Origin of the sequence: Bradyrhizobium sp. CIR18, assembly GCF_014198295.1 — a bacterium.
Lineage (GTDB): Bacteria > Pseudomonadota > Alphaproteobacteria > Rhizobiales > Xanthobacteraceae > Bradyrhizobium.
In genome coordinates this window covers 139,378-164,279 of sequence record NZ_JACIHF010000010.1, presented here as the reverse complement: position 1 = coordinate 164,279, position 24,902 = coordinate 139,378, and the positions used below count along the sequence as shown (strand labels likewise).

The window sequence follows — 24,902 nt, the reverse complement described above, 5'->3', positions numbered from 1 at the left end:
CACCGCTCGGCTGAATCGGCCAAAAAAGCCTGTGCATGGCTGGCCAGCGGTCCGAATTACTTTGATTCGTCACGCGGCCGTGCTATCGACCCGCGTCAACCCCACCGATGGGCTCCGATTCTCAAGGCGATGCCGCAAGGTACGCCGAGGGCGGCGCTCATCCATTAGCATTTGCGGCAAGGCCGCAGGAAGGAGTTGGCAAATGGCCACGGTGCAACTTCAGGGCATCCGCGAAGCCTTTACGTTCGACGACGTGTTGCTGAAGCCGGGCCTGTCGGACGTCATGCCGGGCGAGGTCGACATCCGCTCGCGCGTCACCCGCGCCATTCCGCTCAACATCCCGATCATGGCCTCCGCCATGGACACCGTCACCGAGGCCCGCATGGCGATCGCCATGGCGCAGGCCGGCGGCCTCGGCGTCATCCACCGTAATTTCGACCCCGAAGGGCAGGCCGCCCAGGTGCGGCAGGTCAAGCGCTACGAGTCGGGCATGGTGGTGAACCCGCTCACCATCAGCCCCGAGGCCACGCTCGACGACGCGCTCAAGCTGATGAGCGATCACGGCATCTCCGGCATTCCCGTCGTCACCGGCGCCGGCAAGAATACGCCGGGCAAGCTGGTCGGCATCCTCACCAACCGCGACGTGCGCTTTGCCACCGACCGCCGGCAAAAAGTCTCCGAGCTGATGACGCATGAAGGCCTCGTCACGGTGCGCGAGAATGTCAGCCAGGACGAGGCGCGGCGGATGCTGCATCAGCATCGCATCGAGAAGCTGCTCGTGGTCGACGAGCAATATCGCTGCGTCGGCCTCATCACCGTCAAGGACATGGAGAAGGCGGTCGCCCATCCGCTCGCCTGCAAGGATGCGCAGGGGCGCCTGCGCGTTGCCGCCGCCACCACGGTCGGCGACACCGGCTTCGAGCGCACCGAGCGGCTGATCGATGCTGGCGTCGATCTCGTCGTCGTCGATACCGCGCACGGCCATTCCCGTCACGTGCTGCACGCCGTCAACCGCATCAAGCGACTGTCCAACTCCGTGCAGGTCGTCGCGGGCAACGTCGCCACTACCGAGGGCACGCAGGCGCTGATCGACGCGGGCGCTGACTGCATCAAGGTCGGCATCGGTCCGGGCTCGATCTGCACCACGCGCATCGTCGCCGGCGTCGGCGTGCCCCAGCTCACCGCGATCATGGATGCGGTGGAAGCTGCAAAGAAGGCCGACATCCCCGTCATCGCCGACGGCGGCATCAAGTTCTCCGGCGACCTCGCCAAGGCGCTCGCCGCCGGCGCCGACATCGCGATGGTCGGCTCGCTGCTCGCCGGCACCGACGAGACACCAGGCGAAGTGTTCCTGTGGCAGGGCCGTTCCTACAAGGCCTATCGCGGCATGGGCTCGGTCGGCGCGATGGCGCGCGGCTCGGCCGATCGCTACTTCCAGCAGGACATCAAGGACACGCTCAAGCTCGTGCCTGAGGGCATCGAGGGCCAGGTGCCCTACAAGGGCCCGGTCGGCAACGTCATGCACCAGCTCGCCGGCGGCTTGCGCGCCGCGATGGGCTATGTCGGCGCACGCGACATGAAGGAACTGCACGACAAGGCCCAGTTCGTCCGCATCACCGGTGCAGGCCTGCGCGAAAGCCACGTCCACGACGTCACCATTACGCGCGAGAGCCCGAACTATCCGGGCGGGGGTTAGTCCCGCTCCGATCTCGCGAGCGCGTGAGTTTCGACGCGCTTGCCTCAACGACGGTGTCATGCCCCGGCTTGACCGGGGCATCCAGTACGCCGCGGCTTCTCGGCTCAATTACGACCGTCTCTAGAATACTGGATCGCCCGATCAAGTCGGGCGATGACAGCGAGTGTGTGGCTCCGCCGCTTTTGTATTGACGCGCCTCGCTCCCTCCGCTTCCGTTCATGTCGAAAAACAATCGGAGGAAGCCATGTCCCAAGCCAAGCGCATCGTTCTCGCCGCGCGTCCCGTCGGCGAACCCAAAGCATCTGATTTTCGCCTGGAGGAATTCGCGGTCCCGACGCCTGCGGCAGGCGAGGTCCTGCTGCGCACGATCTGGCTGTCGCTCGATCCCTATATGCGCGGGCGCATGAGTGATGGTCCGTCTTATGCCGCGCCGGTGCCGGTTGGCGGCGTGATGGAAGGCGAGGCGGTTAGCGAGGTCGCGGTCTCTAACAATCCGGATTTCGCCAAGGGCGACATCGTCCGTGCACGAACCGGTTGGCAGTCTCACGCGATCTCGAACGGCAAGGGCCTGATCAAGGTCGATCCGAAGCTCGGTCCGATCTCGACCTCGATCGGCGTGCTCGGCATGCCCGGCATGACGGCGTATACGGGCCTCCTCGACATCGGCAAGCCGCAAGCAGGCGAGACCGTCGTCGTTGCCGGCGCCTCCGGTGCGGTCGGCTCGGCGGTGGGGCAGATCGCCAAGATCAAGGGCGCACGCGCGGTCGGCATCGCCGGAGGCAAGGACAAGTGCGCCTACGTGGTGAAGGAGCTCGGCTTTGACGAGTGTCTCGATCATCGCGAAACTGATTTTCCGGCCAAGCTAAAATTCGCCTGCCCGAAGGGAATCGACGTGTATTTCGAGAATGTCGGCGGCGCCGTGTTCGAGGCGGTGTTCCCGTTGCTCAATCCGTTCGCGCGCGTGCCGGTCTGCGGCCTGATCGCGCACTACAACGACACCGAAGCCAAGGCGCCGAAATGGGCGGCCAGCATGATGCGCGCGACCCTGACCAAGCGGCTGACCTTCCGCGGCTTCATCGTCTCCGACTTCGCCTCCCGCCATGGCGACTTCCTGCGCGACATGTCGGGATGGGTCCGCGACGGCAAGGTCAAGTACAAGGAGTTCGTCACCGAAGGCCTGGACAGCGCGCCCGGCGCCTTCATGGGCCTCTTGAAGGGCGCCAATTTCGGCAAGCAGCTGGTCCGCGTCGGGCCGGACAAGGCCTAGCGCGACAGAGTCTTGGACTCACGTGGCTACAGAGCCACAGGCCTCGTGGGGATAGTTAAGAAAGAGTCACCAAATGGTCACACCTGCCCGCAAAAGCCGCAGGTGTGACCGGCTGTTCATTGACGGGATCGCGAAGGCATTGAATCATCGGGCATATTTTAGGTGCTGCGATGTTAGAGATCAGTGTTTTCTGCGTTATCCTGCTTGCTGCCGGCTATTGGCTGGCCATGTTCGTCATGGGCCGCCACGACGACGTCATCCATGGCAAGTTCGTCCATGTCGACGAGGAGGGCGATCTTGCTCGCCCCTCGATGCCGGCGCCGCCCCCGCCGTTCCCGAAGCGCCCGGTCAAGGCCGCGCAGCCTGTCAGGCAGCCGCCTGCCAATGATCTCGCGGCCAAGCCGGTGAACAGCGAGGCGCTGCAATCCTTGCTCGCCGCGATCCAGCAGGACCTCAAGAGCGTCGCCTGATCGGCGCGCCTTAATGCTCGCCGCCCATCTGGGCGAGCAACTCCTCAATGTCGACATCGACCTGGCCCGCGGCCCTGACGTGGCGGACTTCAAAACTGTCGGGCCGGAAGCGGTATTCCAACAGCCCGACCTCCTTGATCGCGATCCGGTCCTGGCGCTGATCGTTGATGACGAAGCCGGCCGACGGCGCCCAGACATGGCGGGTATGGCAATAGGTGAAGTCGCGCCGCTGGTGCACGTGGCCACTGGCGATGAGGCGCAGATCGATCGTCCCGAGCATCTCGATCAGCCGGGCCCGGGCCGGCTGCGGCACGTAGCGGATCGCGGTCTCCGGCGTTTCGGGATCGTCAGGCAGGTTAAGAAATAGCGGCTTGTGCAGGAACAGCGCGACCGGCCTGTCGTTCGTGCGCGATATCTCCTGCGACAGCCAGTCGAACTGCTCGGCCTCGAAGGCGAGCCCCGAGTTCATCACCAGCGAGTTGAGGCCAATGAAGCGCCAGCCTCCGGCCTCGAACGCCCAATGGTCTTCGCCGATCAGGTCGCAGAATTGCCGGCGGTGCGCTTCCGTGACCGGCGGCTTCGGCGCGGGGCCGACCGCGGTCGGATTGTCGCCGATGTCGTGATTGCCGGGGAGGTAGCGGCAGGCGACGGGCAGGGCGTCGTGCAGGTCTTTTGCGAAGACGACATCGTCGCGGCCGGTCGGCCCGTCGAAGGCGACGTCGCCGGTGTTGATCACGAGATCGGGCCGGTTGCCGGCGATATGCTCGCTGATCGCCTGGAAGTTGGCGATCAGGCCGGGGAAGCGTCGGCCGAGATGGGTGTCGGAAATCTGCGTCAGGCGAAATTCGGACATGCGATCATCGTACCCGTGCTCGCGCGTCGGAACGATGACGGCGCGGGCATGGATCGCAACGAACAAAGTTTAAAGCACGCGGTAGCGGATCGTGTAGGCGTCCTGCGGCGCGACGGTGTCGGCGAGCGGCGAGGCGATGCGGTCGGCGAGGTGCCAGGGGCCAAACTGCTCGGAGCGATGCGGCTCGACGGGCAGACGGAGACGGAACTCGAAAATGCCCTTGCCCGGCAGGTTCACGACCAGCACGCGGTCCGCGGTGCGGTGGTTGAGCGCGACCGCGCCGCGCAGCAGCGCGCGGCCGTCCGAGAGGTCGCGCACGCCCTCGACCAGCGCCAGCGTCTGGTTGCGGTCGGTATGCAGCTCGATCTGGCTGTCGGTCACCGCCGTCAGCATCGCCCGGGGCATGCGGATTTCGAACTCGACGGCGGGCTTGGACGGGTTGAGGCCGAGATAGGCGAGCGCGGCGTGGCGCATGTCGTAGGCGGCAAAGGCGAACAAAGCCGTCGCGGCCAGAGCGGCGAGACCATGCCTGACGACATCGCGCCAGGTTCGGTAGCTCAGGCGAAAGTAAACCGTCATCGCCAGCGCGACCGCAAGCGCCATCGCGATACCTGACAGCGCCGACATCAGGATACCAAGCCGGCCGTCGGCGGATTCGGTCCAAAGGCTGGACAGGGTGGTCATGGCGCCATCTCGCCTCGATCTCGCCTTAGGCCCCGAAAACGGGCCGAAATCGCTTTAACTATCGGTGGTTGGTCGCGAGAGCGGGAACGCCGGTTCAACTCGTTGATTGTCAGGACGAGGAGCGGCAGCTAATGGACGGTCCGGCGCCGCCCGCCGGATGGGAAAGTTCCGATGTCCGTTCAAATGGTCTTGCTGCCGGTCTTCGTCCAGATCGGCCTCACCTTCGCGCTGCTGATCGGCATGGTTTTCGCGCGCCGCAAGACGCTGGTCTCCGGCGAGACCAAGATCCGCGACATTGCGCTCGGCGAGCCGAACTGGCCGAAGGGCGCCACGCAGATCGCCAATTGCTACCGCAACCAGTTCGAGCTGCCGGTCCTGCTCTACGTCCTGATCGCGCTGGCGCTGCCACTGCGCCATGCCGATCTCTTCATCGTGCTGATGTCCTGGGTGTTCGTGGTGACGCGCTTTGTCCATGCCGGCGTGTTCGTCTCCTCGAACGATCTCGGCCGGCGCTCCACGGTCTGGCTCGCCGGCGCGCTGGTGCTGCTGGCGATGTGGATCTACTTCGCGCTGAAAATGCTGTTGCTGATCTAGGCGCATCCGCCAATGCCATCTGAAAGATTCAAATGACTCCCGCTGCCCGGCTCTCCGCAGCCATCGAACTGATCGACACCATCGAGAAAGACCGCGTGCCCGCGGCCAAGGCGCTGAAGGAGTGGGGTACCGCGCACCGCTTTGCCGGCTCGGGCGACCGCGCCGCCATCGCCGGCCTCGTCTGGGACGTGCTGCGCCGCTACGCTTCGAGCGCGTTCCTGATGGATTCCGATACCGCGCGTGCCAGGCTGATCGGCATGCTCCGGCTCGAACGCGACATGGACACGGCCACCATGGGCGCCTTGTTCGACGGCAGCCGCTTTGCGCCGGCGCCGCTGACCGAGGCTGAGCAGGCGGCGCTCAGCCAGCGGTCCCTGAAGGACGCGCCGGCCGCGATCGCCGGCGACTATCCCGAATGGCTGGATCCGCACCTGGCCAAAGTGTTCGGCGAGGACCGCGCCGCGGAGGCCGCCGCAATGGCGAGCCGGGCGCCGCTCGACCTGCGCGTCAACACGCTAAAGTCCAATCGCGACAAGGCGCTGCAGTCGCTTGCTCATCTTCATGCGAAACCGACGCCTTGGTCGGCAACCGGCCTGCGCATCGCGCTTTCGGCCGATGCGCGCAACCCCGGGATCCAGGCCGAAGAGGATTTCATCAAGGGCGGGATTGAAGTGCAGGATGAGGGATCGCAGCTGGCGGCCCAATTCACCGCGGCAAAACCCGGCGAGCAGGTGATCGACCTCTGCGCCGGCGCCGGCGGCAAGACCCTGGCGCTCGCCGCCCTGATGCAGGGCAAGGGCCGGCTGATCGCGACCGACAGCGACAAGCGCCAGCTCGCGCCGATCCACGAACGGCTGTCGCGCGCGGGCGTGCACAATGCCGATGTCCGCACGCCCAAGGGCGAGGCCGATCCGCTGGCCGATATCCGCAGCACCGCCGACCTCGTCGTGATCGATGCGCCCTGCACGGGAACCGGAACCTGGCGCCGTAACCCCGACGCGAAATGGCGCATGCGTCCGGGCGCGCTGGAGATTCGCCTGCGCGACCAGGCCGAGGTGCTGGAGCGCGCGGTGCCGCTGGTGAAGCCGGGCGGCCGCATCGCCTACATCACCTGCTCGGTGCTGTCGGAAGAAAACGGCGAACAGGTGAGGGCGTTCGTCGCGCGCCACCCCGAGTTCGCGCCCGTGCCACCCGAGCAGACCGCGAGCGTGCTGTGGGACAAGGCGGAGGCGTTTGGCGAGGCCGCGCTGCAATCGCCCGAGGGCTTGCTGATGACGCCGCGGCGGACCGGGACGGATGGGTTCTTCGTCTCGATCCTGAAAAAGGTCTCGTAGGGTGGGCAAAGCGAAGCGTGCCCACCATTTGCCGTTGTTGGAAGGCGTGGGCACGGCGCGCGAAGTGCGCTCACCCTACGGAATCATGCTAGCCGACGGGGTTCCACCCCCCAAAACAAAAACCCCGCAGACCGGATCCCGGTCGCGGGGTTTTCTAACTTGACGTTCTGCCGGTACGTCCGTGGTCAGAACGGTGCGCGGGCGTTAGCCGACGCGGAGATTGTCAGCCGAGGACTTGCCGCTGCGACGATCGGCGACGATGTCGAACGAGACCTTCTGACCCTCGTTGAGGGAAGAGAGGCCAGCGCGCTCGACGGCGCTGATGTGCACGAACACGTCCTTCTGGCCGTCATCCGGCTGGATGAAACCATAACCCTTTTGGGTGTTGAACCACTTCACGGTGCCCATAGCCATGGGAATTTCCTTTAGTTAGTTAGATTGAGTACGCACGCGGACCGGTACGCAGCATTGCGCCCATAGTCCCTGATGAGTCGATGTTTGGAGAATTCATCTGAAGCGTGCGCGCCCGTCAGCAACGAAGCGAAGCGGCCCAGTCGTTCGGCCAAGTATCGATGATCACAATATAGCGAGAATTTGGGGCCAGTTCAAGGCACCACCCGTGACCCGGCGCGTCGCGCGACTTTGCTATTTTGCGGTGCAAATTAACCGCCCGGCCGATCTCAGTCCACGATGAAAAGCGTCGCCCCGGTCGCGGTCGAGGACCGGTGCGCGGCGTCGCCGTAGTCCGAGACCTGGTAGCTCATCCCCGCCGTGAGCTTGAATTTGCGCCCGTCGCGCAGCTCGCTGTCGAGCTCGCCCTTGAGCACGTAGAGCACGTGGCCGCGATCGCACCAATGGTCGGCCAAATAGCCCGGCGAATACTCGACCATCCGCACCCGGAGATCGCCGATGTTGAGCGTGCGCCACTTGGCTTGGCCGGTCTCGCCGGGATGCGTGGTGGCCTCGACCTTGCTCCAGTCGGTGACGGTAAAGGGGGAGGCGGGGAGTTTCATGGGGGAGGTCCTGTTTCAGAGCCGGCAGTCTCGTAGGGTGGGCAAAGCTTCCGGTGCGCTCGAAGAGCGAAGCGGATGCGTGCCCACCATATCTCGGGATCTTGAAAGAGATCATGGGCACGGCGCAAGCGCGCCTTTGCCCACCCTACGAGAGCTGCGCTCGCAATGACGAGGATGGGCTAGTGGGGCAAATGGTTCGCCGAGCCCTGCACGATCAGGCCCGCGTCATTCACCCGCAGATATTCGCAGATCTTCTTGCCGCGCTCGTTCGCATAGAACACCACGACGCTATCAGGGCTGACGAACAATTCGATCAGCGAAAAATGCAGCTCCGGCACCAGCCCGAGCGCCTTCCCCCAATAGGCGCGCAAAGCGTTCTTGCCCCGTACGGTGCCGCTGGCATCGAACCCCAGCGCCGGAATGCGGTCCGAGGTCATCACGGCGGCCTCGTCATAGAGCGCGAGCACGCGCTCGAGATCGCGCGCGTTCCAGGCCTCGACCCAGGTCCGGCCGAGGGCGGCAAGTGATGATGGCTGATGATGCTGTGACATGGCGTTCTCCCTGATCGGGCCCCGTTTGAGGATTGGGGCAAATTAGGTCAATGATACTTACCTATATCCGTCTTGTCCATGCCCAAAGAAGAATGTGGGCGCGCGGCCCGCGTGGTTGCGGGAAAAGCCCCCGTCGCGTATCTGCTGGCCATGACAGCAGCACAGAACGACCGCTCCGCGTCGACGCCCTCGGTGGCCTCGGCGCACGACAAGATTCTCATCGTCGACTTCGGCAGCCAGGTGACGCAGCTGATCGCGCGTCGCGTGCGCGAGGACGGCGTCTATTGCGAGATCGTCCCTTTCAACAAGGCCGAAGCCGCCTTCAATGAGATGAAGCCGAAGGCGGTGATCCTCTCGGGCGGCCCCGAGTCGGTCCACGAGGCCGGCTCGCCTCGCGCCCCGCAAGCGATCTTCGATTCCGGCGTGCCCGTGATGGGCATCTGCTACGGCCAGATGACCATGGCGGCGCAGCTCGGGGGTGAGGTCGAGGGCGGCCATCACCGCGAATTCGGCCGCGCCGATGTCGAGGTGAAGGCGCCGAGCAAGCTGTTCGAGGACGTCTGGTCATCGGGCGGCAAGAACCAGGTCTGGATGAGCCACGGCGACCGCATCACCAAGATGCCGCCGGGCTTCTCGGTCGCGGGCACCTCGCCGAACGCGCCGTTCGCGATCATCCAGGACGAGAAGCGCAAATATTACGGCCTGATGTTCCACCCCGAAGTGGTGCACACGCCCGACGGCGCAAAACTCATCCGCAACTTCGTGCGCAAGATCGCCGGGCTCACCGGCGACTGGACCATGCGCGCCTTCCGCGAGGAGGAGATTGCCAAGATCCGCCAGCAGGTCGGCAAGGGCAAGGTGATCTGCGGCCTCTCCGGCGGCGTCGATTCCGCCGTCGCGGCCGTGCTGATCCATGAGGCGATCGGCGACCAGCTGACGTGCGTGTTCGTCGATCATGGCCTGCTGCGCCTCGACGAAGCCAAGACGGTGGTCGACCTGTTCCGCCACCACTACAACATCCCGCTCGTGCACGTGGACGCCTCGAAGCAATTCCTCGGCGAGCTCGAAGGCGTCACCGATCCCGAAACCAAGCGCAAGACCATCGGCCGCCTCTTCATCGAGGTGTTCGAGCAGGAAGCCAAGAAGATCGGCGGCGCCGACTTCCTGGCGCAGGGCACGCTCTATCCCGACGTGATCGAGAGCGTGTCCTTCACCGGCGGACCTTCAGTCACCATCAAGTCGCACCACAATGTCGGCGGTCTGCCCGAGCGCATGAACATGAAGCTCGTCGAGCCGCTGCGTGAGCTTTTCAAGGACGAGGTGCGCAAGCTCGGCCGCGAGCTCGGCCTGCCCGAAATCTTCGTCGGCCGCCACCCGTTCCCGGGCCCGGGCCTCGCCATCCGCTGCCCCGGCGACATCACCAGGGACAAGCTCGACATCCTGCGCAAAGCCGATGCCGTCTACATCGACCAGATCCGCAAGCACGGCCTCTACGACGAGATCTGGCAGGCTTTTGCCGTGCTGCTCCCGGTCAAGACGGTGGGCGTCATGGGCGACGGCCGCACCTATGATTACGTGGTTGGCCTCCGCGCCGTCACCTCCACCGACGGCATGACCGCGGACTTCTACCAGTTCGACATGAAGTTCTTAGGGGAGACCGCCACGCGCATCATCAACGAGGTGAAGGGCGTGAACCGGGTGGTGTACGATGTGACGAGCAAGCCGCCTGGGACGATTGAGTGGGAGTAGGGGGTGCCCTTTCAATCTCAAGCGCTTCGGGGAGGCGGCGTCGCTTAGATCATGGGATTTGGGGTATTCATCCATCGATCGGACTCGATCTACGATGACAGCCCCGCTGAACAGTATCAATTTCCTAGCCAGTATCTTCGCCGCGTTGAAGCCTGCGTCGGTGATTGGATAATCTACTACGAACCGAGCAAGGTCGCTGAGACGCGGGGCTACTTCGCGATTGCGCGGGTTCAGCAGGTTATTCCCGACCCAGGTACTTCGGGAATGTATTTGGCTCTGATCGAACCCGGAAGTTACCTCGATTTCGCCAATCCGGTCCCCTTCAACGGGCCAACTGGTCCCGTAGAGCGCGGCGTCCTGAATGAGCAAGGACGAATTTCAGGACGCGCTCAGTCTGCAGTCCGTCCAATCTCCCCCGGCGACTTCAACAGAATATGTGAACTTGGTTTGGCGGAGAATGCGCTGCTGTTGCCGCGACGCGATGACGATGTCCGTCCACTCGACCTTAACGAGGAGGCGGTGCCGTTCAGGTTCGAACAGCAGCGCGAGCGCATCAACGTGACGGTATCTAGGATTTTGCGCGATCGAGTCTTCCGTCGCGTCGTGCTTCGCGCCTACGATGAGCGTTGTGCCATCACCGGGCTAAAGCTTATCAATGGAATGGGGCGTGCCGAGGTCGCAGCCGCTCACATACGACCGGTCGAGGCGCGTGGACCTGACATCATCAGCAATGGCATCGCAGTTTGTGGTACCGCGCATTGGATGTTCGATCGCGGCCTCATTAGCCTGGCGGACGATTTGAAGATATTGATCTCGCGCCAGACAAACGACCCGGACGGCGCGCGATCAATCATCAATAAGACGGGGCACGCACTTGCGCCGCGGCGAATATCAGATCGCCCACACCCGCACTTCCTGAAATGGCATCGCGAACATTGCTTCAAGCAATAGGGAAAGCGAGCGAGGTCAACGCGTAGGATGGGCACCTATCTTGGCGCCAACCCCGCGCCGTTCTGGAACGCCAGCAGCCCGACACAGAAAATCGCTGCACCGACCAACAGCACCACCGGGACCAGGTATGGCGACGAGATGACTTCGAGCGCCGGAAATGCCTTGTCCGAAACGAACCGCCTGTAAGCCACCCATGCGGTTGCGATGAGGGGCGTCAGGGCGACGATGATGTAGAGAGCCCCGAGGATCCAGCCGAAGGCCGTCAGGTCCCTGGATCGGGTGGCCTCTCCTGCAAAGCCAAGCGCGGCAATTGAGATGAAGGCACTCAGCGCGCTGACGACAAGCTCGGCAGCGAGGACGACGATCGACACCGTTACATTCATTCCTGGATTCCGTTCGAGAATGGACTTCCATGAGAAGTCATCCGTGATTCATCCTGTGCGTGCAGCCTCGTAGCATCGGTACTGAGGTAACGCCAGCGCAAGCGCGCTTTGCCGCCGGGGGCGCATCAACCACGGTTGAAGTCCACGAGGTCGAGGATGAAGCGCTCGAAGTTCGGCGCGCTCGCGCTCAAACTGCGCAGCGGAACCCTGCGCGCTAACCGAGACGCGATCTTAATATAAGTATTGACTTATATAAGCATATGCCGATATTCCTTCCCCGAAACCAAACGGGAGGTCCGGGATGGAGATCGACGTTGCCAGGGTGTTGGGACTTGTCACGCGTTCGGTGCGCAATTTCGAGAAGGACGGGAAGGCGGCCAGTGCGGTCACCTTGACGCGGCTCTACGACACCAGCGTCGACGACCTCTGGGATGCGGTGACGAGCAGGGAACGCATCCCGCGCTGGTTTCTGCCGGTGGGGGAGATCTCCAGCTCGGCGGAAGATATCAGCTCAAGGGCAATGCGGGCGGCACCATCACGGCCTGTGCGCCGCCAACTCATTTCGCGGCGACGTGGGAGTTTGCAGGCGCGGTCAGCTGGATCGACGTCACGCTGGCGGCAGAACGGAGCCAGGCGCGCTTGACGCTTGAGCACAGCGCGATCATTGAGGATCATTGGAATCAGTTCGGTCCGGGTGCGGTCGGCATCGGTTGGGACCTCGCCATTGCCGGGCTCGAGCGATACGTTGCGACGGGGGCATCGGTCGACCACGAGACGGCCGAGGCGTGGATGGGCTCGGCCGAGGGCAAGGAATTCATGACCGGGAGCGGTGAGTTGTGGCGCGCTGCGCATGTCGCCAGCGGGGTCGATGCGGCCTCGGCGAAGGAGCGCTCGGACCGCACCATTGCCTTTTATCGCGGCGAGATGCCGCCTGACACCGCTCACCCCGGCACAGGAAGCTGATGCACGTCTTCGAAGTCCTCGCCGATCCCGTGCGCCGACGCATCCTCGAACTGCTCGCCCCGAGAGAGATGGCCTCCGGGGAGGTCGTGGAGGCGATCGGCGCCGAATTCGGCATCACGCAAGCCGCCGTGTCGCAGCATCTGAAGGTGCTGCGCGAGAGCGGCTTTGCGACCGTTCGGGCGGACGCGCAACGACGCCTCTACTCGGTCGACGTGGCCGGACTTCAGGCGGTGGATGTGTGGGTCGGTCGGTTCAGGACTTTCTGGGAGCCGAAGCTGGACGCGCTGGCGACGGAGATCGCGCGCGGCAAGCGGGAGCGGCGCAATGCACCGCTGACAAAGCGGAGCGGCAAGAGGGCCTGAGAGCTGTACCGATCCCGAAACGTCTCACTCATGCGCCTCCTGCCAATGTGGATAGGTGACATAGGCCGTGACGGCGCCTTGCTCGTGCGAGCGGATGGTGACCTTCTCGCCCTTGGGCATGTAGACGATCTCGCCGGGGCCGGCGGTGACGGTGCCGGCTGCACTCGACACCGACAGCTCGCCCTCCAGCACGAGCATGACATCGTCCACAGCGAGCTTTTCATCGAGGTTCTGGTTCGGCGCATAGCGGCCGAATCCGATGGTGATCGGGCCGCCGTGGCGTTGGTCGATCACATTGCCTGCGAAAATGTCTCCGTCCTGCCCGGGCGAGCGTTCGAACGACGCATCCGCCACGGCAAACTTGCGAACCTTCATGGGATCCTTCCGTTCTGCGCCTGACTTGACAGGGTGGGACGGTAGACGCCTGAAGCCGGTGTTTGTTCAACACCGCCGCGGGGCGGTTTGACGCAGCGCCATGCATCAGGAGATCTTTGCCGCACCTCTGGCGATGAACGATTGCCCGATCGGCGCGCAGGGACCCGGCGCAAACGTCGGATCTCCGTCACGTTCTGCCGTGATACGACATCCGCATCGTCCTCTCCGGAGCCAGCTTGCATGTCCACTGCGATCGCCCCCAGCCAACAGCCCGCAACCGCCGCCGAGACCGACCCCGAAACCCTCGGCTGGATGAAGGGTTTCCCGCCGGCGCCGGACCGCACCATCACCTTCCAGAACGGCTCGTTCCGCAGCTTTCCCGAGCTGCGCTGGGCGTGGAGCAATGTCCGGCAGCTGGTACCGACGGTGAACGTCTGGCGCGGGGTAGGGCCGGCCTCGCCGCTGCCGCGCGAGGACCACGACATCGGCGCGGTCGCATCCACCACGATGGATGGCCGCCCGATGACCTTCGCAAAGATGCTGGAGGAGACCTACACCGACGGCATCGCGGTGCTGCATCGGGGCAAGCTGATCTATGAGCGCTATTTTGGCGCGTTGAAACCGCACAAGCCGCACATCGGAATGTCGGTGACGAAGTCGTTTACCGGCGTGCTTGCCGGCATCCTGGTGGCCGATGGCAGGATCGATCCGCAGGCGCCTGTCACGGAGTACGTGCCGGAGCTGAAGGCCAGCGCGTTAGGAGATGCGCGCGTGCACGAGGTCATGGATATGACCACGGGGCTCGCATACACCGAAGTCTACACCGACAAGAATTCCGCCGTGTGGGGCTTGCGGCGTGCCAACGGCATGGCGCCGATCGAGCCCGATTATGATGGCCCGACCACCATCTTCGATTTCCTCGTGGCGCAGAAGAAGCAGGGCGAGCACGGCAAGGTCTTTGCGTACAAGACCGTCAACACCGACGTGCTGGCCTGGATCATCAGGCGCGCCAGCGGCATGACGCTGTCCGATTTTCTGTCCGAGCGCATCTGGCAGCCGATGGGTGCGGAGGAGGATGCATATTATCACGTCGACCGCATCGGCACCGAAAGCGGCGGCGGCGGTCTTTCCACGACACTGCGCGATCTTGCCCGCTTCGGCGAGACCATGCGCAACCATGGCCGCTTCAACGGCCGGCAGATCGTGCCTTCATCCGTGGTCGAGGACATCGCGCGCGGCGGCGATCCCGAAAAATTCAAGCCCGCCGGCTACATCACCTTGCCCGGCGCCTCCTACCGCAACCAATGGTGGGTCAGCCACAACGCCCACGGCGCCTACATGGCGCGCGGCGTTTACGGCCAGAGCATCTATGTCGATCCCAAGGCCGAGATGGTGATCGCACGCTACGCATCGCACCCCGTCGCGGGCAACGCCGCCAACGATCCCGTGACGTTGCCGGCTTATATGGCGTTGGCGAAGGCGCTGATGGCGGGATAGGTGCGTAGGGCGGATTAGCCGCAAGGCGTAATCCGCCGCTCTCGTTCAGATCGCGGATTACGCTTCGTAATCCGCCCTACGGGGCCGGCGAATGCCGCGATATCCTCTCAAACCGCAAGATCGGTCGAGCGCGTTATCGCCGTCTGCGACTAGATGGAGCCGCCACGGAGGAGGGACGATGAAGGCGGCGCTGCAAAACTATCAGGACCGGATGCGACGGGTGCTGGATCATATCGACCGGCATCTCGACGATGATCTGGACCTCGACGCGTTAAGCGCTGTTGCCGCGTTCTCGAAGTTTCATTTCCACCGGCAATTCACCGCGACCTTCGGGTTGTCAGTGCATCGCTATGTCCAGTTGGCCCGCATGAAGCGCGCTTCGCATCAGCTGGCCTACGGCAAAGCCCAAAGCGTCACTGATATTGCGATGGATGCCGGTTACGACACGCCAGACGCCTTCGCCCGCGCCTTTCGGCAACGGTTCGGGCAATCGCCGTCGTCGTTCCGGAAGTCTCCCGACTGGGAGCCGTGGCTTGCGGCCTTCGGGCCTCTCGATAACGCGAGGAACAAGCTCATGAAGACTTTTAGCAGTGACGATGTGACGATACGCGACGTGCCCACCACGCGGGTGGCGATCATGGAGCATCGGGGCGACCCGGCGACGCTCGGCGCCACCATCCAGCGGTTCATCGCTTGGCGCAGGGCCGCCGGCCTGCACCCCAGGACAAGCCCGACCTTCAACGTCTGGCGATCCGAGCGGCGTCCTGCGTCGTCGGCCGACTATAGCACGGACCTTTGTGTCGGGACCGATCAGCCGATTGAGGCGAATGGCGAAGAGATCAAGGCTGGCGAGATCCCCGGCGGACGCTGCGCCGTGCTGCGGATCGTCGGCTACACCGACAATCTGGAGCCCGCCGCGCTCTATCTCTATCGCGACTGGCTTCCGGCCAGCGGCGAGGAGGCACGCGACTTCCCGATCTATTGCCAGCGGCTGAGCTTCTTCCCGGAAGTGCCCGAGCATGAAACGGTCGCGGATTTGTTTTTGCCGCTGAAATAGCGCTGCTAGGACCCCAGCGTGCCTCGACAGCCGCTGGATCCAGCAACGACCGTCAGTCGTCGCCTTCGTGATCCAGATCAGAAGACCGCGCCGGCGGAGGAGGTCACGCAGGGGGCCGAGCGGGCTCACAATACTCGATCAGCAATTCTGTGAGCACCCGTATCTTCCGCGCGGGATGCTGGCCCGGCGGGCGGATCACATATGCACCCGCGGGAGGCGGGGGATATCGTGTCATTACGGGCACAAGCCCTCCGGAAGAGACATATTCATGGGTGAGACTGTCGGGAAGATAGGCGATCCCGAGTCCTGCCGTTGCTGCGAAGAGGAGAGCTGTGCCGTTGTCGGCCTTGAAGCGCCCCTGCGGACGAACCGTGATGATCTTGTCGCCATCCATGAGCTGCCACGCTTCGGTACTTTGCATGAGGGCCTCGTGGGCGAGGAGTTCCTCCGGCGACTTGGGCGACCCATGGGCCTTGATGTAGTCCGGGCTCGCGACAAGCTTTCCATAGACGGCGCCGACGCGTCTTGCGATCAAATTGGAGTCCTGAAGATAACCAACTCGTATCGCACAATCATATCCTTCTGCGATGAGATCGACGAAGCGATCACTATAGCAGGTGTGGATCTGGAGCTGGGGATGGCGCCGAGCCATTTCCGCCAGGATGGGAGCGAAGTGGGTCGGGCCGAAGGAAAACGGCACTGCAACCCGCAAGCGGCCGCGCAGCTCTCCAGCGGGTAGGATCGCCTCCCTCGCTGCATCGATCTCGGCGCTGACTCTGGCTGCATAATCGCGGAAGGTAACGCCAGCTTCCGTGAGCGCAGCCCCACGGGTCGTTCGTGCAAGGAGCTGGACGCCAAGTTCCTCTTCAAGCCGGAGGAGCCGACGACTGACGATCGATTTGGCGACGCCCAGCCGAAGCGCGGCGGATGAAATTCCCCCGGCATCAGCGACTTCGACGAACGTCTGTATCTCTTCGATATCCAATTCAGCGTTCCTCATTCGGCGACACAGCGTTCGCAATGCGACACTACCGCATCGCATTCGGGAACACCAATCTCGGCGTTGGCTACGTCGCTGCTGGCGTACGTCTTTAAAAAACCAGTGCCGCTCACAACGGCAATAGAGGATGCAACGATGAACTTTCGTAACGGCCTTGCTTCGCTTCTTCGTCCCGAAGACTCGGTACTCGTTCTGATTGACCACCAGCCTTACCAGCTCGCGAACGTGAACAGCCACGAACCGCAGATGGTGATCAACAATACGACGGGTCTGGCCAAGGCCGCGAAGGCCTTCGGTGTCCCCACGATCCTGACCACGGTGATCGCTGAGCGGGGTGGTCTTCTGTTCCCTCAGATCACGGATGTCTTTCCTGGCCAGGACGTGATCGACCGGACGTTCATCAACACCTGGCAGGACCGAAAGGTGGTGGACGCGGTCAAGGCCACGGGCCGCAAGCAGCTCATCATCGCCGGCCTGTGGACCGAAATTTGCGTTGCGATGCCGGCGATTCAGGCCCTCGGCGAAGGTTGGGATGTAACGGTGATCACTGATGCCTCTGGCGCCGTGTCAGTGGAGGCCCACGAGGTCGCAATCCAGCGGATGATTGCGGCGGGGGCGAATATGATGACCTGGTTGGCGCTGGCTGCCGAATGGCAGCGCGACTGGGCTCGGACCGATCAAGCTGCCGCGCTGACGGAGGTGATCACGCAGCATGCCGGCGGTAGCGGCATTGCGTACCTGTGGGAGCAGCAGCTGCTCAACACGCCGGTACCCGGCAACGCAGGATGATCTGAGCGAGGGTGCGAAGGACTCGCCAGCGGCTGCGCGAAAGCAAAGGCCGCTGGCGTCATCCAGCAGCTCTTGCCCGTCGCGCCGGGGCAGGACAATTGCATATGACCGCGATTTCGCCTGTGGCCATCCTTCGAGACGCCCGCCGTTGGCGGGCCCTCAGGATGAGGACCGGACGTTCGGCACTCGCTTCAACGAGCACCGATGCTGCTTAGCCTCATCCTGAGGAGACCGCTCAGCGGTCGTCTCGAAGGACGAGGCGTGCGCTCAGCTCGCTCAAAGCGCCATATGCGATTACCCTGGCGGTAGGGCGGGTGGATTGCGCTTCCGCCAGTCCTCTACGAGCCGCGCGACATCTTCTCGAACTTCTTCACCAGCCGCTCGCGCTTCAGCCGCGACAGCCGCTGGATCCAGAACATGCCGTCGAGCTGGTCGATCTCGTGCTGGTGGCAGACGGCGCGCAGGCCGTCCGACTCCTCGCTCTGCGAATTGCCGTCGAGATCGTGGTAGCTGATCCGCACCCGGGCGTGGCGCTGTACCTCGTCATTGACGCCGGGCATCGAGACGCTGCCTTCGCGGTGCAGGATCATCTCGGGTGACGTCCATTCAATAACCGGATTGACGTAGGTGAGGGGGCCATCCTTGGCGTCGAGCTCGAGCACGACGACGCGCAAGGGCACGCCGATATGCGGCGCGGTGATGCCGATGCCGGGCGCGGCGCGCATGGTGTCGAGCAGGTCCTGCGCGAGCTCACGCAAACCGTCGTCGAATGCGGTAACCGGTCGTGCCGGCATCGCGAGCCGGCGATCGGGGTAGCGGACGATGGGGCGGATGGTCATGCAGGGCTCCTACCACTCACGGAGGGTTGAAGCACGCCGTTCTTGACGACCTACCAACTGGAAGGTAGTTAACCTGCCATGACCAAGATTTCCTCGACCGCCGACGACATTCTGGACTGCGCCCGTACGCTGATCATTGCAGGCGGCTACAACGGCTTCAGTTACGCCGATGTGGCCGAGATCGTCGGCATCCGCAAACCGAGCATTCATCACCATTTCGCCAGCAAGGTCGATCTGGTCCGCACCCTCGTGTCGCGATATCGCGAGGAGGCCCAGGCGGGGCTGGCGGCCATGGAGCGCAACGTCCCGGACCCCGGCGAGCAGCTCAAGAGCTATGTCGCGTATTGGGAAGCGTGCATCAAGGACGCGACGGCTCCGTTCTGCGTTTGCGCGCTGCTCGCCAGCGAGCTTCCGATCCTGCCTGAGGAGGTCGCGCTCGAGGTCCGGGCTCACTTCCGCTCGCTGGCGTCGTGGCTGACATCGGTGATGGAGCGCGGCAAGCGGCAGGGGCGGCTCCAGCTCTCCGGTACGGCTCGGGTCGAGGCTGAAGGATTCATGGCGACCGTTCACGGCGCGATGCTGTCGACGCGGGCCTATGGCGATCCGAAGATGTTCGGGATCATCTCCCGGCCGCTGCTGGATCGGCTTTCCCCCAGGCACTGACGCAACCGGCACCGCTGCAATCAACCCGAATGGAGAGGCGATCTCGTTTCGCAAGCAAACTACCAACTAGTAGGTAAGGAAGAGAAGATGAGAAATCTTGAGATGGCTTCGGATACGTCCGAGCGTGCGCAATGGCTGAAGCAATACTATTTCCTTCGCGCCGCGTTTTCCGTTGCCTGGGTCATTGCCGCCTTTGCCGTCGCGCCGTCGTCTGCGGCAATCGCGGCAACTTTGCTCGTCGCCTATCCGGCATGGGACGCCGCGGCCAATTATCTCGACGCGTTCTGCAGCGGCGGATTGAATCAAAACCGTACCCAAGTCCTGAACGTGCTGGTCAGCCTGGCGACCACCCTTGCGGTCATCCTCGCCTTGCGTGTGAGCATGAACTGGGTGCTCGGGATCTTCGGTGCGTGGGCGATCCTTGCCGGATTGCTTCAGCTCGGCACGGCGGTCCGGCGCTGGAGGAGCTACGGCGCGCAATGGGCCATGGTGCTCAGCGGAGGCCAGTCGGCGCTGGCGGGCGGCTTCTTCATCTTTCAGGCTACGATGCCCGCAATCCCGTCGATCGCGAACGTCGCGGGCTACGCTGCGGTCGGCGCACTGTACTTCCTTGTCTCGGCGGTCTGGCTCACCGTCAGCACGTGGCGCCGTGGCGTGGCGCTGTGAGACGTCACGCCGGATAGGGCGTGCCGTCCTTGTGCAGGAAGCGGCCGTCGGACGCCGGGCTCATCATGTCGACGTCGGAGCAAGTGATGAGGTCGTCGGGTGAGCGCGAGCCGATTTCGAGATAGACGGCCGTTGCATCCGACCGGTTGACCATGTGATGGCCGTTGCCGCTAGCCTTGGGGAAGGCGGCGCAGTCGCCCGCACGCAGCACGGTTTCGCCGCCGTCCTCGATCAGCGTCAGTTCGCCTTCGAGCACATAGACGAACTCGTCCTCGTGCGAATGCCAGTGTTGCTGGCTCGACCAATTGCCCGGCGGCAGGCGCATCAGGTTGATCCCGAAATCCCTCAGGCCCCCGGCATCGCCGAGCCGCTGGCGGATGCGATCAGTGCAAGGCACATTGAAGGGCGCCGGATAACCGGAGCCTTTGCGCGTTGGCACGGCGGCGATGTCGATCTTCGGCATGGATGCGTCCCTGGAGTTGGCGATATGGGATGGGGCGTGCGCGCTGCGATGAAGAGGGAATACGGCCGCAGACCTCGCCGCTATCGCGCGGCGAGCCTGGGATCGCGGACGTCACGATCGCAGGGGTACACGGGAGCTGGAAGAGCGGGATGATGGCATGGTGCCGGTGTTTTGCCCGACGAGTCAAATGGCGGCATGGTTGTCGCACATCATCTGCCTCGTAAGTCATTGATTCGACAGCCGCCAGCTACTGTGCATGGGGTTGTTTTTCGACTTTCTGTTGGCAGCTCACAAAAGCGTGCGTCAAAAATGACGTTCGATGTCGGCCGGCACTGTTCCCATTCGTCTTCCACGTGAGACAGACCTGACGGGAGACCGAAATGACTTCTTCCCACTATCGCTGGGTGATCGTCGCCGCCGGCGGCCTGCTCGGCTGCGTCGCGATCGGCGGCATGTTCTCGCTGCCGGTGTTCCTGCAGCCGATCGCCAAGGACACCGGCTGGTCGGTGACCGGCATCTCCAGCGCGATGACGATCGGCTTTCTGGCAATGGCCTTCACCAGCATGGTCTGGGGCACGCTGTCCGACAGGTTCGGGCCGCTGCCGGTGGTGCTGACGGGATCGACGGTGCTGGCGCTCAGCCTGTTCGCGGCGAGCCATGCGACCTCCCTGATCGTGTTCCAGTTCGTGTTCGGCCTTCTGGTCGGCGCCTCATGTGCGGCGATCTTCGCGCCGATGATGGCGACCGTCACCGGCTGGTTCGATACCCATCGCAGCCTTGCCGTCTCGTTGGTGTCGGCCGGCATGGGCGTGGCGCCGATGACGATGGCGCCGCTCGCCGCCTGGCTCGTCTCGAACCAAGACTGGCGCACCTCGATGCAGATCATCGCGCTCGTCGTCGGCGCCATCATGATTCCGGTCTCGTTCCTGGTGCGCCGCCCGCCGGCGCTCACCAATGCGGCGGTCGCACCGACAGGCGAGGGCGCCGCGCAGAGCGAGATGTCGATGGGCGAGGCGCTGCGCTCGCCGCAATTCCTGATCCTGCTCGCGACCAACTTCTTCTGCTGCGCCACCCATTCCGGTCCGATTATCCACACCGTCAGCTATGCCGTGAGCTGCGGCATCCCGCTGGTCGCGGCGGTGACGATCTACAGCATCGAGGGTTTTGCCGGTCTCGGCGGGCGCATCGCGTTCGGCCTGATGGGCGACCGCTTCGGGGCCAAGCGCGTGCTGGTCTCGGGGCTGCTGCTCCAGTCGTTCGGCGCGCTCGCCTACGTCTTCGCCCATCAGCTCGCGACCTTCTACGCCGTCGGCGCCGTGTTCGGCTTCATCTATGCCGGCACCATGCCGCTCTATGCCGTGCTGATCCGCGAAAACTTTCCGCTGCGGATGATGGGCACGGTGATCGGCGGCACGGCGATGGCCGGCAGCCTCGGCATGGCGACGGGCCCGCTCGCCGGCGGCCTGATCTACGACGCCTTCTCCAGCTACGCCTGGCTCTACATCGCTTCCTGGGCGATGGGCCTGGGTGCCTTCCTGATGGCGATGAATTTCAGGCCGTTTGCGAAGCCGCAAGGCGAGGTGGCGCCGGCGGCAGCGTAGGTTCGGCATCGAGGCGCAAGGTCAGAGCTGCGCCTCGATCGCGGTCTTGTCGATCACCGACCAGACCTGCCGGATCTTGTCGTTGTCGAATTCGTAGAACACGTTCTCGCAAAACGACACGCGCCTTCCGTTGACGGCTAGCCCAAGGAACGTCCCGACCGGCGTGCAATCGAACTTCAATCGTGCCGCGATGCGGGGTGGATCGATGATGAGCATCTCGATGTGGAATTGCAGGTCGGGTATCTCCCGAAAATCCTGCTCCAGCATCGCGCGATAGCCGGAGAGCCCGAGCGGCCGCGCATTGTGGGCGACCTCATCATGCACGAACTGGCCGAGCGCCGGCCAATCCTGCCGGTTCAGGCAGGCGATGTAGGCACGGTAGATGCCGGCGAGCTCTTCTCTCTCCATGCGGGCTCCTTCCGGTTCACGCGCGCCGCCGCAGATGCTCGATCAGCGCACGCAGCTTCGGTGCGACGTTGCGGCGGCTCGGGTAGTAGAGATAGAATCCGGCGAAGCGGGGGCAATAGTCCTCCAGGATCGGCACCAGCTCGCCGCGCGCGATCGCGGGGCGAAAGCTCGCCTCCATGCCGAAGGTGATGCCGGCGCCGGCCGCCGCCAGCTTGATCATCAGCGCCATGTCGTTGGTCGTGATCTCGGGCGCGACCGCGACGCTGAACTCCTTGCCGCCGTCGGCAAACTCCCAGCGATAGGGCGGGGCGTTTGGCGCCGGACGCCAGCCGATACAGCGAAAGGACGCCAACTCGGACGGATGCGCGGGCACGCCGAAGCGGTCGCGGAAGTCCGGCGCGCAGACGGCGAGCTGGCGTTCCTCGCCGGCGATCGGCACCGCAATCATGTCCTGCTCGATGACCTCGCCAAGGCGGACGCCGGCGTCATAGCCGGCGGCGACGATGTCGAATTCCGCATCCGTCACGGTGATGTCGAGCTGCACTTCCGGGTTGGCGTCGGTGAAGGCCGCAAGAAAGCGCCCCGAGAGAAAATGCTCGGCGATCGAGGAGACGGCGAGGCGCAGCAATCCGCGCGGCCGCCCGCGCAGCGCCTCGGTGCCGTCGAGCGCGGCGCGCATGTCCGCGATCGCGGGCGCGACCTCCGCATGCAGCCGCTCGCCGGCTTCGGTCAGGCTGACGCTGCGCGTCGTGCGCTGGACCAGCGCGATGCCGAGCGTTTCCTCCAGCCGCCGGATCGTCTGGCTCACCGCCGAGCGTGTCACGCCGAGACGGTCGGCGGCGGCGCGGAAATTCCGCTCTTCGGCGACCAGCGCGAAGACCGCGAGGGCGTTGAGGTCTGGTTCCATCGGTTAGCGTAGCTTGTCAGTGTGGTTAGGTATCGTCGTCTTATCACAGCGATGGCGCCGGTCCATCTTTCCGCAATCACGCCGAAAGCAACGGGAAGAATCTCATGCCAATCGACAAAGTCATTCTCATCACCGGTGCCTCCAGCGGAATCGGCGCAGGCATTGCCCGCGAGCTGGCCGCGGCCGGCGCGAAGATTCTGCTCGGCGCGCGGCGTACCGACCATTTGAACGCGCTCGCGGCCGAGTTGAACGGTCGGGGCGGAACGGCGCTCGCGCATCCGCTCGACGTCACCGACCGCGCCAGCGTTGCCGCCTTTGCGGACGCCGCGCGTGGCCTGTGGGGCCGCTTCGACGTCATCGTCAACAATGCCGGCGTGATGCCGCTGTCGCTGATGGCCTCGCTCAAGGTCGAGGAGTGGGACCGGATGGTCGACGTCAACATCAAGGGCGTGCTCTACGGCATCGCCGCCGTGCTGCCGGAGATGGTGGCGCGCGGCTCCGGCCAGATCATCAACATCGCCTCGGTCGGAGCGCTGAGCGTGTCGCCGACGGCTGCGGTCTACTGCGCCACCAAATATGCTGTGCGGGCGATCTCGGATGGCCTGCGCCAGGAGCACGACAATATCCGCGTCACCTGCATCCATCCCGGCGTGGTCGAAAGCGAGCTTGCCGGCACTATCACCGATCCCGTGGCCGCCGAGGCGATGAAGACGTATCGGGCGATTGCGCTTCAGCCAGACGCCATTGCCCGCGCGGTGCGATTCGCCATCGAGCAGCCCGATGACGTCGACGTCAACGAGATCGTAGTGCGCCCGACGCGGACGAGGTGACGATACCCGTCCGCATCAGATGCGCTTCTCGAAAAACAGGTCCGGATAGGGATCGTCATTGTAGCGACGGATCTCGCGCCAGCCCGTGGTGCGGTAGAGCTGGCCGGCCTCGGGCAGCGCGCTGTTGGTGTCGAGCCGCAGCAGCGTGATGCCGAGCTCGCGCGCGGCGTTCTCGGCCGCGTCCATCAGGCGCCGGCCGAGCCGCAACCCGCGCGCGGCGGGCGCCACCCACAGCCGCTTGATCTCGGCGTAACCGTGATCGGTTCCCTTCAGGCCCACGCAGCCGATCGGCAGCGTGTCCGACATCGCGACGATGAAGCTGCCGCGCGGGCGGCGCATGTCCTTGGCGTCAGGGTCGCGCGACAGCGAGACGTCGAAGCCTTGGCTGAAGCGGCGGCCGAGCTCGGCATAATACTCGCCGAGGCAGTAGCGCGCTTGTTCGCTTCGGGGATCCATCTCCTCCAGCGCAACACGCTCGCGCGTCAATGCGGACGCGATCAGGTCCATCGCCGCCAGCAGGACGTCAGCCTGCGAATGCTGTGCGAGCAAGCCCTCGGCCTGCGTGTTCGACAGCGCCTCATAGGCCGCGAACTCGCGCCGGCCCGCACGCGTCAATGTCGCGACCCGGCGGCGGGCATCGTCCTCATGCGCGGCGGTCTCGACCAGACCGTCCTCTTCCAGGCTGCGGAGCAGCCGGCTCATCAGACCGGAATCCAGGCCGAGATAGTCGCGGATATCGGCCACGTCCGAACGCCCGTGCCCGATCGCATTGAGCACACGCGCCGCGCCGAGCGGGCGGCCGCGCCCAAGAAACGAGGTATCGAGCGCGCCGACGGCGGAGGTGACGGCACGGTTGAAGCGGCGAACGCGGGAAACGGGGTCGAGCATGATGTCTGACTTTAGTCAGATATCATGCTCTGTCAATCGGGCGGGGAGC

Annotated in this window: 30 protein-coding genes; 17 read left to right on the top strand and 13 right to left on the bottom strand. The window is 64.3% G+C overall.

From position 1 onward, the window contains the following. The first annotated feature begins 202 nt into the window (after positions 1 to 202). The 3 genes from guaB to GGD65_RS27480 all read left to right on the top strand — a co-directional run bounded on the left by guaB (position 203) and on the right by GGD65_RS27480 (position 3,433). A complete protein-coding gene (gene guaB / locus GGD65_RS27490; protein ID WP_018317668.1) occupies positions 203 to 1,696 on the top strand; it encodes an IMP dehydrogenase in 1,494 nt (497 codons plus the stop codon). A gap of 244 nt (positions 1,697 to 1,940) precedes the next feature. Continuing rightward, positions 1,941 to 2,963 (top strand): NADP-dependent oxidoreductase, encoded by a 1,023-nt coding sequence (locus GGD65_RS27485; RefSeq protein ID WP_179730763.1) that lies wholly within the window; start codon positions 1,941 to 1,943, stop codon positions 2,961 to 2,963. 170 nt (positions 2,964 to 3,133) lie between these two features. Then, a complete protein-coding gene (locus GGD65_RS27480; protein ID WP_092252700.1) occupies positions 3,134 to 3,433 on the top strand; it encodes a hypothetical protein in 300 nt (99 codons plus the stop codon). Positions 3,434 to 3,443: 10 nt separating this feature from the next. Here the strand turns inward: GGD65_RS27480 and GGD65_RS27475 are convergent, their stop codons facing one another. Further along, positions 3,444 to 4,286 carry a metallophosphoesterase gene (locus GGD65_RS27475; protein WP_183237220.1) on the bottom strand — a complete coding sequence of 281 codons (843 nt, stop codon included), beginning with the start codon at positions 4,284 to 4,286 and terminating at the stop codon, positions 3,444 to 3,446. Positions 4,287 to 4,355: 69 nt separating this feature from the next. Further along, complete coding sequence (locus GGD65_RS27470; protein ID WP_183237219.1) at positions 4,356 to 4,970, bottom strand: acriflavin resistance protein; 615 nt, start codon at positions 4,968 to 4,970, stop codon at positions 4,356 to 4,358. A 171-nt stretch (positions 4,971 to 5,141) separates the two neighbouring features. Here GGD65_RS27470 and GGD65_RS27465 point away from each other — a divergent pair, with 171 nt between their 5' ends. Next, positions 5,142 to 5,564, top strand: coding sequence for an MAPEG family protein (locus tag GGD65_RS27465; protein WP_183237218.1), 423 nt, complete (start codon positions 5,142 to 5,144; stop codon positions 5,562 to 5,564). A 32-nt stretch (positions 5,565 to 5,596) separates the two neighbouring features. Next, a complete protein-coding gene (locus GGD65_RS27460) occupies positions 5,597 to 6,898 on the top strand; it encodes an RsmB/NOP family class I SAM-dependent RNA methyltransferase (protein ID WP_183237217.1) in 1,302 nt (433 codons plus the stop codon). Positions 6,899 to 7,102: 204 nt separating this feature from the next. Here GGD65_RS27460 and GGD65_RS27455 read toward each other — a convergent pair whose 3' ends face one another. From GGD65_RS27455 to GGD65_RS27445, 3 genes are all read right to left on the bottom strand, one after another. Further along, complete coding sequence (locus GGD65_RS27455) at positions 7,103 to 7,312, bottom strand: cold-shock protein (RefSeq protein ID WP_008141931.1); 210 nt, start codon at positions 7,310 to 7,312, stop codon at positions 7,103 to 7,105. Positions 7,313 to 7,578: 266 nt separating this feature from the next. Then, positions 7,579 to 7,911 carry a DHCW motif cupin fold protein gene (locus GGD65_RS27450; RefSeq protein ID WP_183237216.1) on the bottom strand — a complete coding sequence of 111 codons (333 nt, stop codon included), beginning with the start codon at positions 7,909 to 7,911 and terminating at the stop codon, positions 7,579 to 7,581. Between the two features lie 179 nt (positions 7,912 to 8,090). Continuing rightward, positions 8,091 to 8,462: a nuclear transport factor 2 family protein gene (locus tag GGD65_RS27445; protein WP_183237215.1), complete on the bottom strand. Its 372-nt coding sequence runs from the start codon at positions 8,460 to 8,462 to the stop codon at positions 8,091 to 8,093. A gap of 150 nt (positions 8,463 to 8,612) precedes the next feature. Here GGD65_RS27445 and guaA point away from each other — a divergent pair, with 150 nt between their 5' ends. Beyond that, positions 8,613 to 10,211: a glutamine-hydrolyzing GMP synthase gene (gene guaA, locus GGD65_RS27440; protein WP_179730755.1), complete on the top strand. Its 1,599-nt coding sequence runs from the start codon at positions 8,613 to 8,615 to the stop codon at positions 10,209 to 10,211. Between the two features lie 51 nt (positions 10,212 to 10,262). Further along, the gene (locus GGD65_RS27435; protein WP_183237214.1) at positions 10,263 to 11,162 is read left to right on the top strand and encodes an HNH endonuclease; all 900 of its coding nucleotides are present in this window, start codon (positions 10,263 to 10,265) and stop codon (positions 11,160 to 11,162) included. Positions 11,163 to 11,197: 35 nt separating this feature from the next. Here the strand turns inward: GGD65_RS27435 and GGD65_RS27430 are convergent, their stop codons facing one another. Next, positions 11,198 to 11,545, bottom strand: a complete 348-nt coding sequence (locus GGD65_RS27430; protein ID WP_183237213.1) for a hypothetical protein — start codon at positions 11,543 to 11,545, stop codon at positions 11,198 to 11,200. A 301-nt stretch (positions 11,546 to 11,846) separates the two neighbouring features. Between GGD65_RS27430 and GGD65_RS41010 the strand changes: the two genes are divergently transcribed. From GGD65_RS41010 to GGD65_RS27420, 3 genes are read left to right on the top strand one after another with little or no spacing between them, the layout of a single operon-like run. Beyond that, a complete protein-coding gene (locus tag GGD65_RS41010; protein WP_312017734.1) occupies positions 11,847 to 12,188 on the top strand; it encodes a hypothetical protein in 342 nt (113 codons plus the stop codon). Next, positions 12,080 to 12,508, top strand: coding sequence for a hypothetical protein (locus GGD65_RS41005; RefSeq protein ID WP_312017732.1), 429 nt, complete (start codon positions 12,080 to 12,082; stop codon positions 12,506 to 12,508). The genes GGD65_RS41010 and GGD65_RS41005 overlap by 109 nt, the downstream gene beginning before the upstream one ends. Continuing rightward, positions 12,508 to 12,870: a helix-turn-helix transcriptional regulator gene (locus GGD65_RS27420; RefSeq protein ID WP_183237212.1), complete on the top strand. Its 363-nt coding sequence runs from the start codon at positions 12,508 to 12,510 to the stop codon at positions 12,868 to 12,870. Before GGD65_RS41005 ends, GGD65_RS27420 begins: the two co-directional genes overlap by 1 nt. A gap of 24 nt (positions 12,871 to 12,894) precedes the next feature. On the opposite strand, the gene GGD65_RS27415 is transcribed toward GGD65_RS27420, so the two are convergent. After that, on the bottom strand, positions 12,895 to 13,245 hold the full coding sequence (locus GGD65_RS27415) for an AraC family ligand binding domain-containing protein (RefSeq protein ID WP_183237211.1): 351 nt from the start codon (positions 13,243 to 13,245) through the stop codon (positions 12,895 to 12,897). A 240-nt stretch (positions 13,246 to 13,485) separates the two neighbouring features. Here GGD65_RS27415 and GGD65_RS27410 point away from each other — a divergent pair, with 240 nt between their 5' ends. Continuing rightward, positions 13,486 to 14,742 carry a serine hydrolase gene (locus tag GGD65_RS27410; protein ID WP_183237210.1) on the top strand — a complete coding sequence of 419 codons (1,257 nt, stop codon included), beginning with the start codon at positions 13,486 to 13,488 and terminating at the stop codon, positions 14,740 to 14,742. A 178-nt stretch (positions 14,743 to 14,920) separates the two neighbouring features. Next, a complete protein-coding gene (locus GGD65_RS27405) occupies positions 14,921 to 15,799 on the top strand; it encodes a GyrI-like domain-containing protein (protein WP_183237209.1) in 879 nt (292 codons plus the stop codon). A 103-nt stretch (positions 15,800 to 15,902) separates the two neighbouring features. Here the strand turns inward: GGD65_RS27405 and GGD65_RS27400 are convergent, their stop codons facing one another. Beyond that, positions 15,903 to 16,784: a LysR family transcriptional regulator gene (locus GGD65_RS27400; protein WP_183237208.1), complete on the bottom strand. Its 882-nt coding sequence runs from the start codon at positions 16,782 to 16,784 to the stop codon at positions 15,903 to 15,905. A gap of 150 nt (positions 16,785 to 16,934) precedes the next feature. Here GGD65_RS27400 and GGD65_RS27395 point away from each other — a divergent pair, with 150 nt between their 5' ends. Then, complete coding sequence (locus GGD65_RS27395; protein ID WP_179730745.1) at positions 16,935 to 17,588, top strand: hydrolase; 654 nt, start codon at positions 16,935 to 16,937, stop codon at positions 17,586 to 17,588. Positions 17,589 to 17,926: 338 nt separating this feature from the next. Here the strand turns inward: GGD65_RS27395 and GGD65_RS27390 are convergent, their stop codons facing one another. After that, positions 17,927 to 18,427, bottom strand: a complete 501-nt coding sequence (locus GGD65_RS27390; protein WP_183237207.1) for a peptide deformylase — start codon at positions 18,425 to 18,427, stop codon at positions 17,927 to 17,929. Positions 18,428 to 18,505: 78 nt separating this feature from the next. On the opposite strand from GGD65_RS27390, the gene GGD65_RS27385 reads away from it, so the two are divergent. Both GGD65_RS27385 and GGD65_RS27380 read left to right on the top strand, forming a co-directional pair. Continuing rightward, on the top strand, positions 18,506 to 19,090 hold the full coding sequence (locus GGD65_RS27385) for a TetR/AcrR family transcriptional regulator (RefSeq protein WP_183237206.1): 585 nt from the start codon (positions 18,506 to 18,508) through the stop codon (positions 19,088 to 19,090). A gap of 87 nt (positions 19,091 to 19,177) precedes the next feature. Next, positions 19,178 to 19,756, top strand: a complete 579-nt coding sequence (locus tag GGD65_RS27380; protein WP_246783415.1) for a DUF308 domain-containing protein — start codon at positions 19,178 to 19,180, stop codon at positions 19,754 to 19,756. Positions 19,757 to 19,760: 4 nt separating this feature from the next. On the opposite strand, the gene GGD65_RS27375 is transcribed toward GGD65_RS27380, so the two are convergent. After that, positions 19,761 to 20,219 (bottom strand): cupin domain-containing protein, encoded by a 459-nt coding sequence (locus GGD65_RS27375; protein WP_183237205.1) that lies wholly within the window; start codon positions 20,217 to 20,219, stop codon positions 19,761 to 19,763. Between the two features lie 380 nt (positions 20,220 to 20,599). Between GGD65_RS27375 and GGD65_RS27370 the strand changes: the two genes are divergently transcribed. After that, entirely contained in the window at positions 20,600 to 21,820 is a 1,221-nt protein-coding gene (locus GGD65_RS27370) for an MFS transporter (RefSeq protein WP_183237204.1), read from the top strand. A 21-nt stretch (positions 21,821 to 21,841) separates the two neighbouring features. On the opposite strand, the gene GGD65_RS27365 is transcribed toward GGD65_RS27370, so the two are convergent. Together GGD65_RS27365 and GGD65_RS27360 are read right to left on the bottom strand one after the other, a co-directional pair. Beyond that, the gene (locus GGD65_RS27365) at positions 21,842 to 22,228 is read right to left on the bottom strand and encodes an ester cyclase (protein WP_183237203.1); all 387 of its coding nucleotides are present in this window, start codon (positions 22,226 to 22,228) and stop codon (positions 21,842 to 21,844) included. Between the two features lie 16 nt (positions 22,229 to 22,244). Then, on the bottom strand, positions 22,245 to 23,135 hold the full coding sequence (locus GGD65_RS27360) for a LysR family transcriptional regulator (protein WP_183237202.1): 891 nt from the start codon (positions 23,133 to 23,135) through the stop codon (positions 22,245 to 22,247). 104 nt (positions 23,136 to 23,239) lie between these two features. On the opposite strand from GGD65_RS27360, the gene GGD65_RS27355 reads away from it, so the two are divergent. Further along, on the top strand, positions 23,240 to 23,965 hold the full coding sequence (locus GGD65_RS27355) for an SDR family oxidoreductase (RefSeq protein ID WP_183237201.1): 726 nt from the start codon (positions 23,240 to 23,242) through the stop codon (positions 23,963 to 23,965). 15 nt (positions 23,966 to 23,980) lie between these two features. On the opposite strand, the gene GGD65_RS27350 is transcribed toward GGD65_RS27355, so the two are convergent. Further along, on the bottom strand, positions 23,981 to 24,853 hold the full coding sequence (locus GGD65_RS27350; protein ID WP_183237200.1) for a bifunctional helix-turn-helix transcriptional regulator/GNAT family N-acetyltransferase: 873 nt from the start codon (positions 24,851 to 24,853) through the stop codon (positions 23,981 to 23,983). Between the last annotated feature and the right edge of the window lie 49 nt (positions 24,854 to 24,902).

Bases quoted from the DNA above. Each gene is read 5' to 3' on its own strand.
- GGD65_RS27370 (WP_183237204.1), top strand. From the start codon at position 20,600: ATGACTTCTTCCCACTATCGCTGGGTGATCGTCGCCGCCGGCGGCCTG.
- GGD65_RS27365 (WP_183237203.1), bottom strand. From the start codon at position 22,228: ATGGAGAGAGAAGAGCTCGCCGGCATCTACCGTGCCTACATCGCCTGC.
- GGD65_RS27475 (WP_183237220.1), bottom strand. From the start codon at position 4,286: ATGTCCGAATTTCGCCTGACGCAGATTTCCGACACCCATCTCGGCCGA.
- GGD65_RS27430 (WP_183237213.1), bottom strand. From the start codon at position 11,545: ATGAATGTAACGGTGTCGATCGTCGTCCTCGCTGCCGAGCTTGTCGTC.
- GGD65_RS27410 (WP_183237210.1), top strand. From the start codon at position 13,486: ATGTCCACTGCGATCGCCCCCAGCCAACAGCCCGCAACCGCCGCCGAG.
- GGD65_RS27415 (WP_183237211.1), bottom strand. From the start codon at position 13,245: ATGAAGGTTCGCAAGTTTGCCGTGGCGGATGCGTCGTTCGAACGCTCG.
- GGD65_RS27420 (WP_183237212.1), top strand. From the start codon at position 12,508: ATGCACGTCTTCGAAGTCCTCGCCGATCCCGTGCGCCGACGCATCCTC.
- GGD65_RS41010 (WP_312017734.1), top strand. From the start codon at position 11,847: ATGGAGATCGACGTTGCCAGGGTGTTGGGACTTGTCACGCGTTCGGTG.
- GGD65_RS27465 (WP_183237218.1), top strand. From the start codon at position 5,142: ATGTCCGTTCAAATGGTCTTGCTGCCGGTCTTCGTCCAGATCGGCCTC.
- GGD65_RS27455 (WP_008141931.1), bottom strand. From the start codon at position 7,312: ATGGCTATGGGCACCGTGAAGTGGTTCAACACCCAAAAGGGTTATGGT.
- GGD65_RS27390 (WP_183237207.1), bottom strand. From the start codon at position 18,427: ATGACCATCCGCCCCATCGTCCGCTACCCCGATCGCCGGCTCGCGATG.
- GGD65_RS27480 (WP_092252700.1), top strand. From the start codon at position 3,134: ATGTTAGAGATCAGTGTTTTCTGCGTTATCCTGCTTGCTGCCGGCTAT.
- GGD65_RS27380 (WP_246783415.1), top strand. From the start codon at position 19,178: ATGAGAAATCTTGAGATGGCTTCGGATACGTCCGAGCGTGCGCAATGG.
- GGD65_RS27395 (WP_179730745.1), top strand. From the start codon at position 16,935: ATGAACTTTCGTAACGGCCTTGCTTCGCTTCTTCGTCCCGAAGACTCG.
- GGD65_RS27355 (WP_183237201.1), top strand. From the start codon at position 23,240: ATGCCAATCGACAAAGTCATTCTCATCACCGGTGCCTCCAGCGGAATC.
- GGD65_RS27350 (WP_183237200.1), bottom strand. From the start codon at position 24,853: ATGCTCGACCCCGTTTCCCGCGTTCGCCGCTTCAACCGTGCCGTCACC.
- guaB (WP_018317668.1), top strand. From the start codon at position 203: ATGGCCACGGTGCAACTTCAGGGCATCCGCGAAGCCTTTACGTTCGAC.
- guaA (WP_179730755.1), top strand. From the start codon at position 8,613: ATGACAGCAGCACAGAACGACCGCTCCGCGTCGACGCCCTCGGTGGCC.
- GGD65_RS27450 (WP_183237216.1), bottom strand. From the start codon at position 7,911: ATGAAACTCCCCGCCTCCCCCTTTACCGTCACCGACTGGAGCAAGGTC.
- GGD65_RS27470 (WP_183237219.1), bottom strand. From the start codon at position 4,970: ATGACCACCCTGTCCAGCCTTTGGACCGAATCCGCCGACGGCCGGCTT.
- GGD65_RS27385 (WP_183237206.1), top strand. From the start codon at position 18,506: ATGACCAAGATTTCCTCGACCGCCGACGACATTCTGGACTGCGCCCGT.
- GGD65_RS27375 (WP_183237205.1), bottom strand. From the start codon at position 20,219: ATGCCGAAGATCGACATCGCCGCCGTGCCAACGCGCAAAGGCTCCGGT.
- GGD65_RS27460 (WP_183237217.1), top strand. From the start codon at position 5,597: ATGACTCCCGCTGCCCGGCTCTCCGCAGCCATCGAACTGATCGACACC.
- GGD65_RS27360 (WP_183237202.1), bottom strand. From the start codon at position 23,135: ATGGAACCAGACCTCAACGCCCTCGCGGTCTTCGCGCTGGTCGCCGAA.
- GGD65_RS27445 (WP_183237215.1), bottom strand. From the start codon at position 8,462: ATGTCACAGCATCATCAGCCATCATCACTTGCCGCCCTCGGCCGGACC.
- GGD65_RS27435 (WP_183237214.1), top strand. From the start codon at position 10,263: ATGGGATTTGGGGTATTCATCCATCGATCGGACTCGATCTACGATGAC.
- GGD65_RS27485 (WP_179730763.1), top strand. From the start codon at position 1,941: ATGTCCCAAGCCAAGCGCATCGTTCTCGCCGCGCGTCCCGTCGGCGAA.
- GGD65_RS27405 (WP_183237209.1), top strand. From the start codon at position 14,921: ATGAAGGCGGCGCTGCAAAACTATCAGGACCGGATGCGACGGGTGCTG.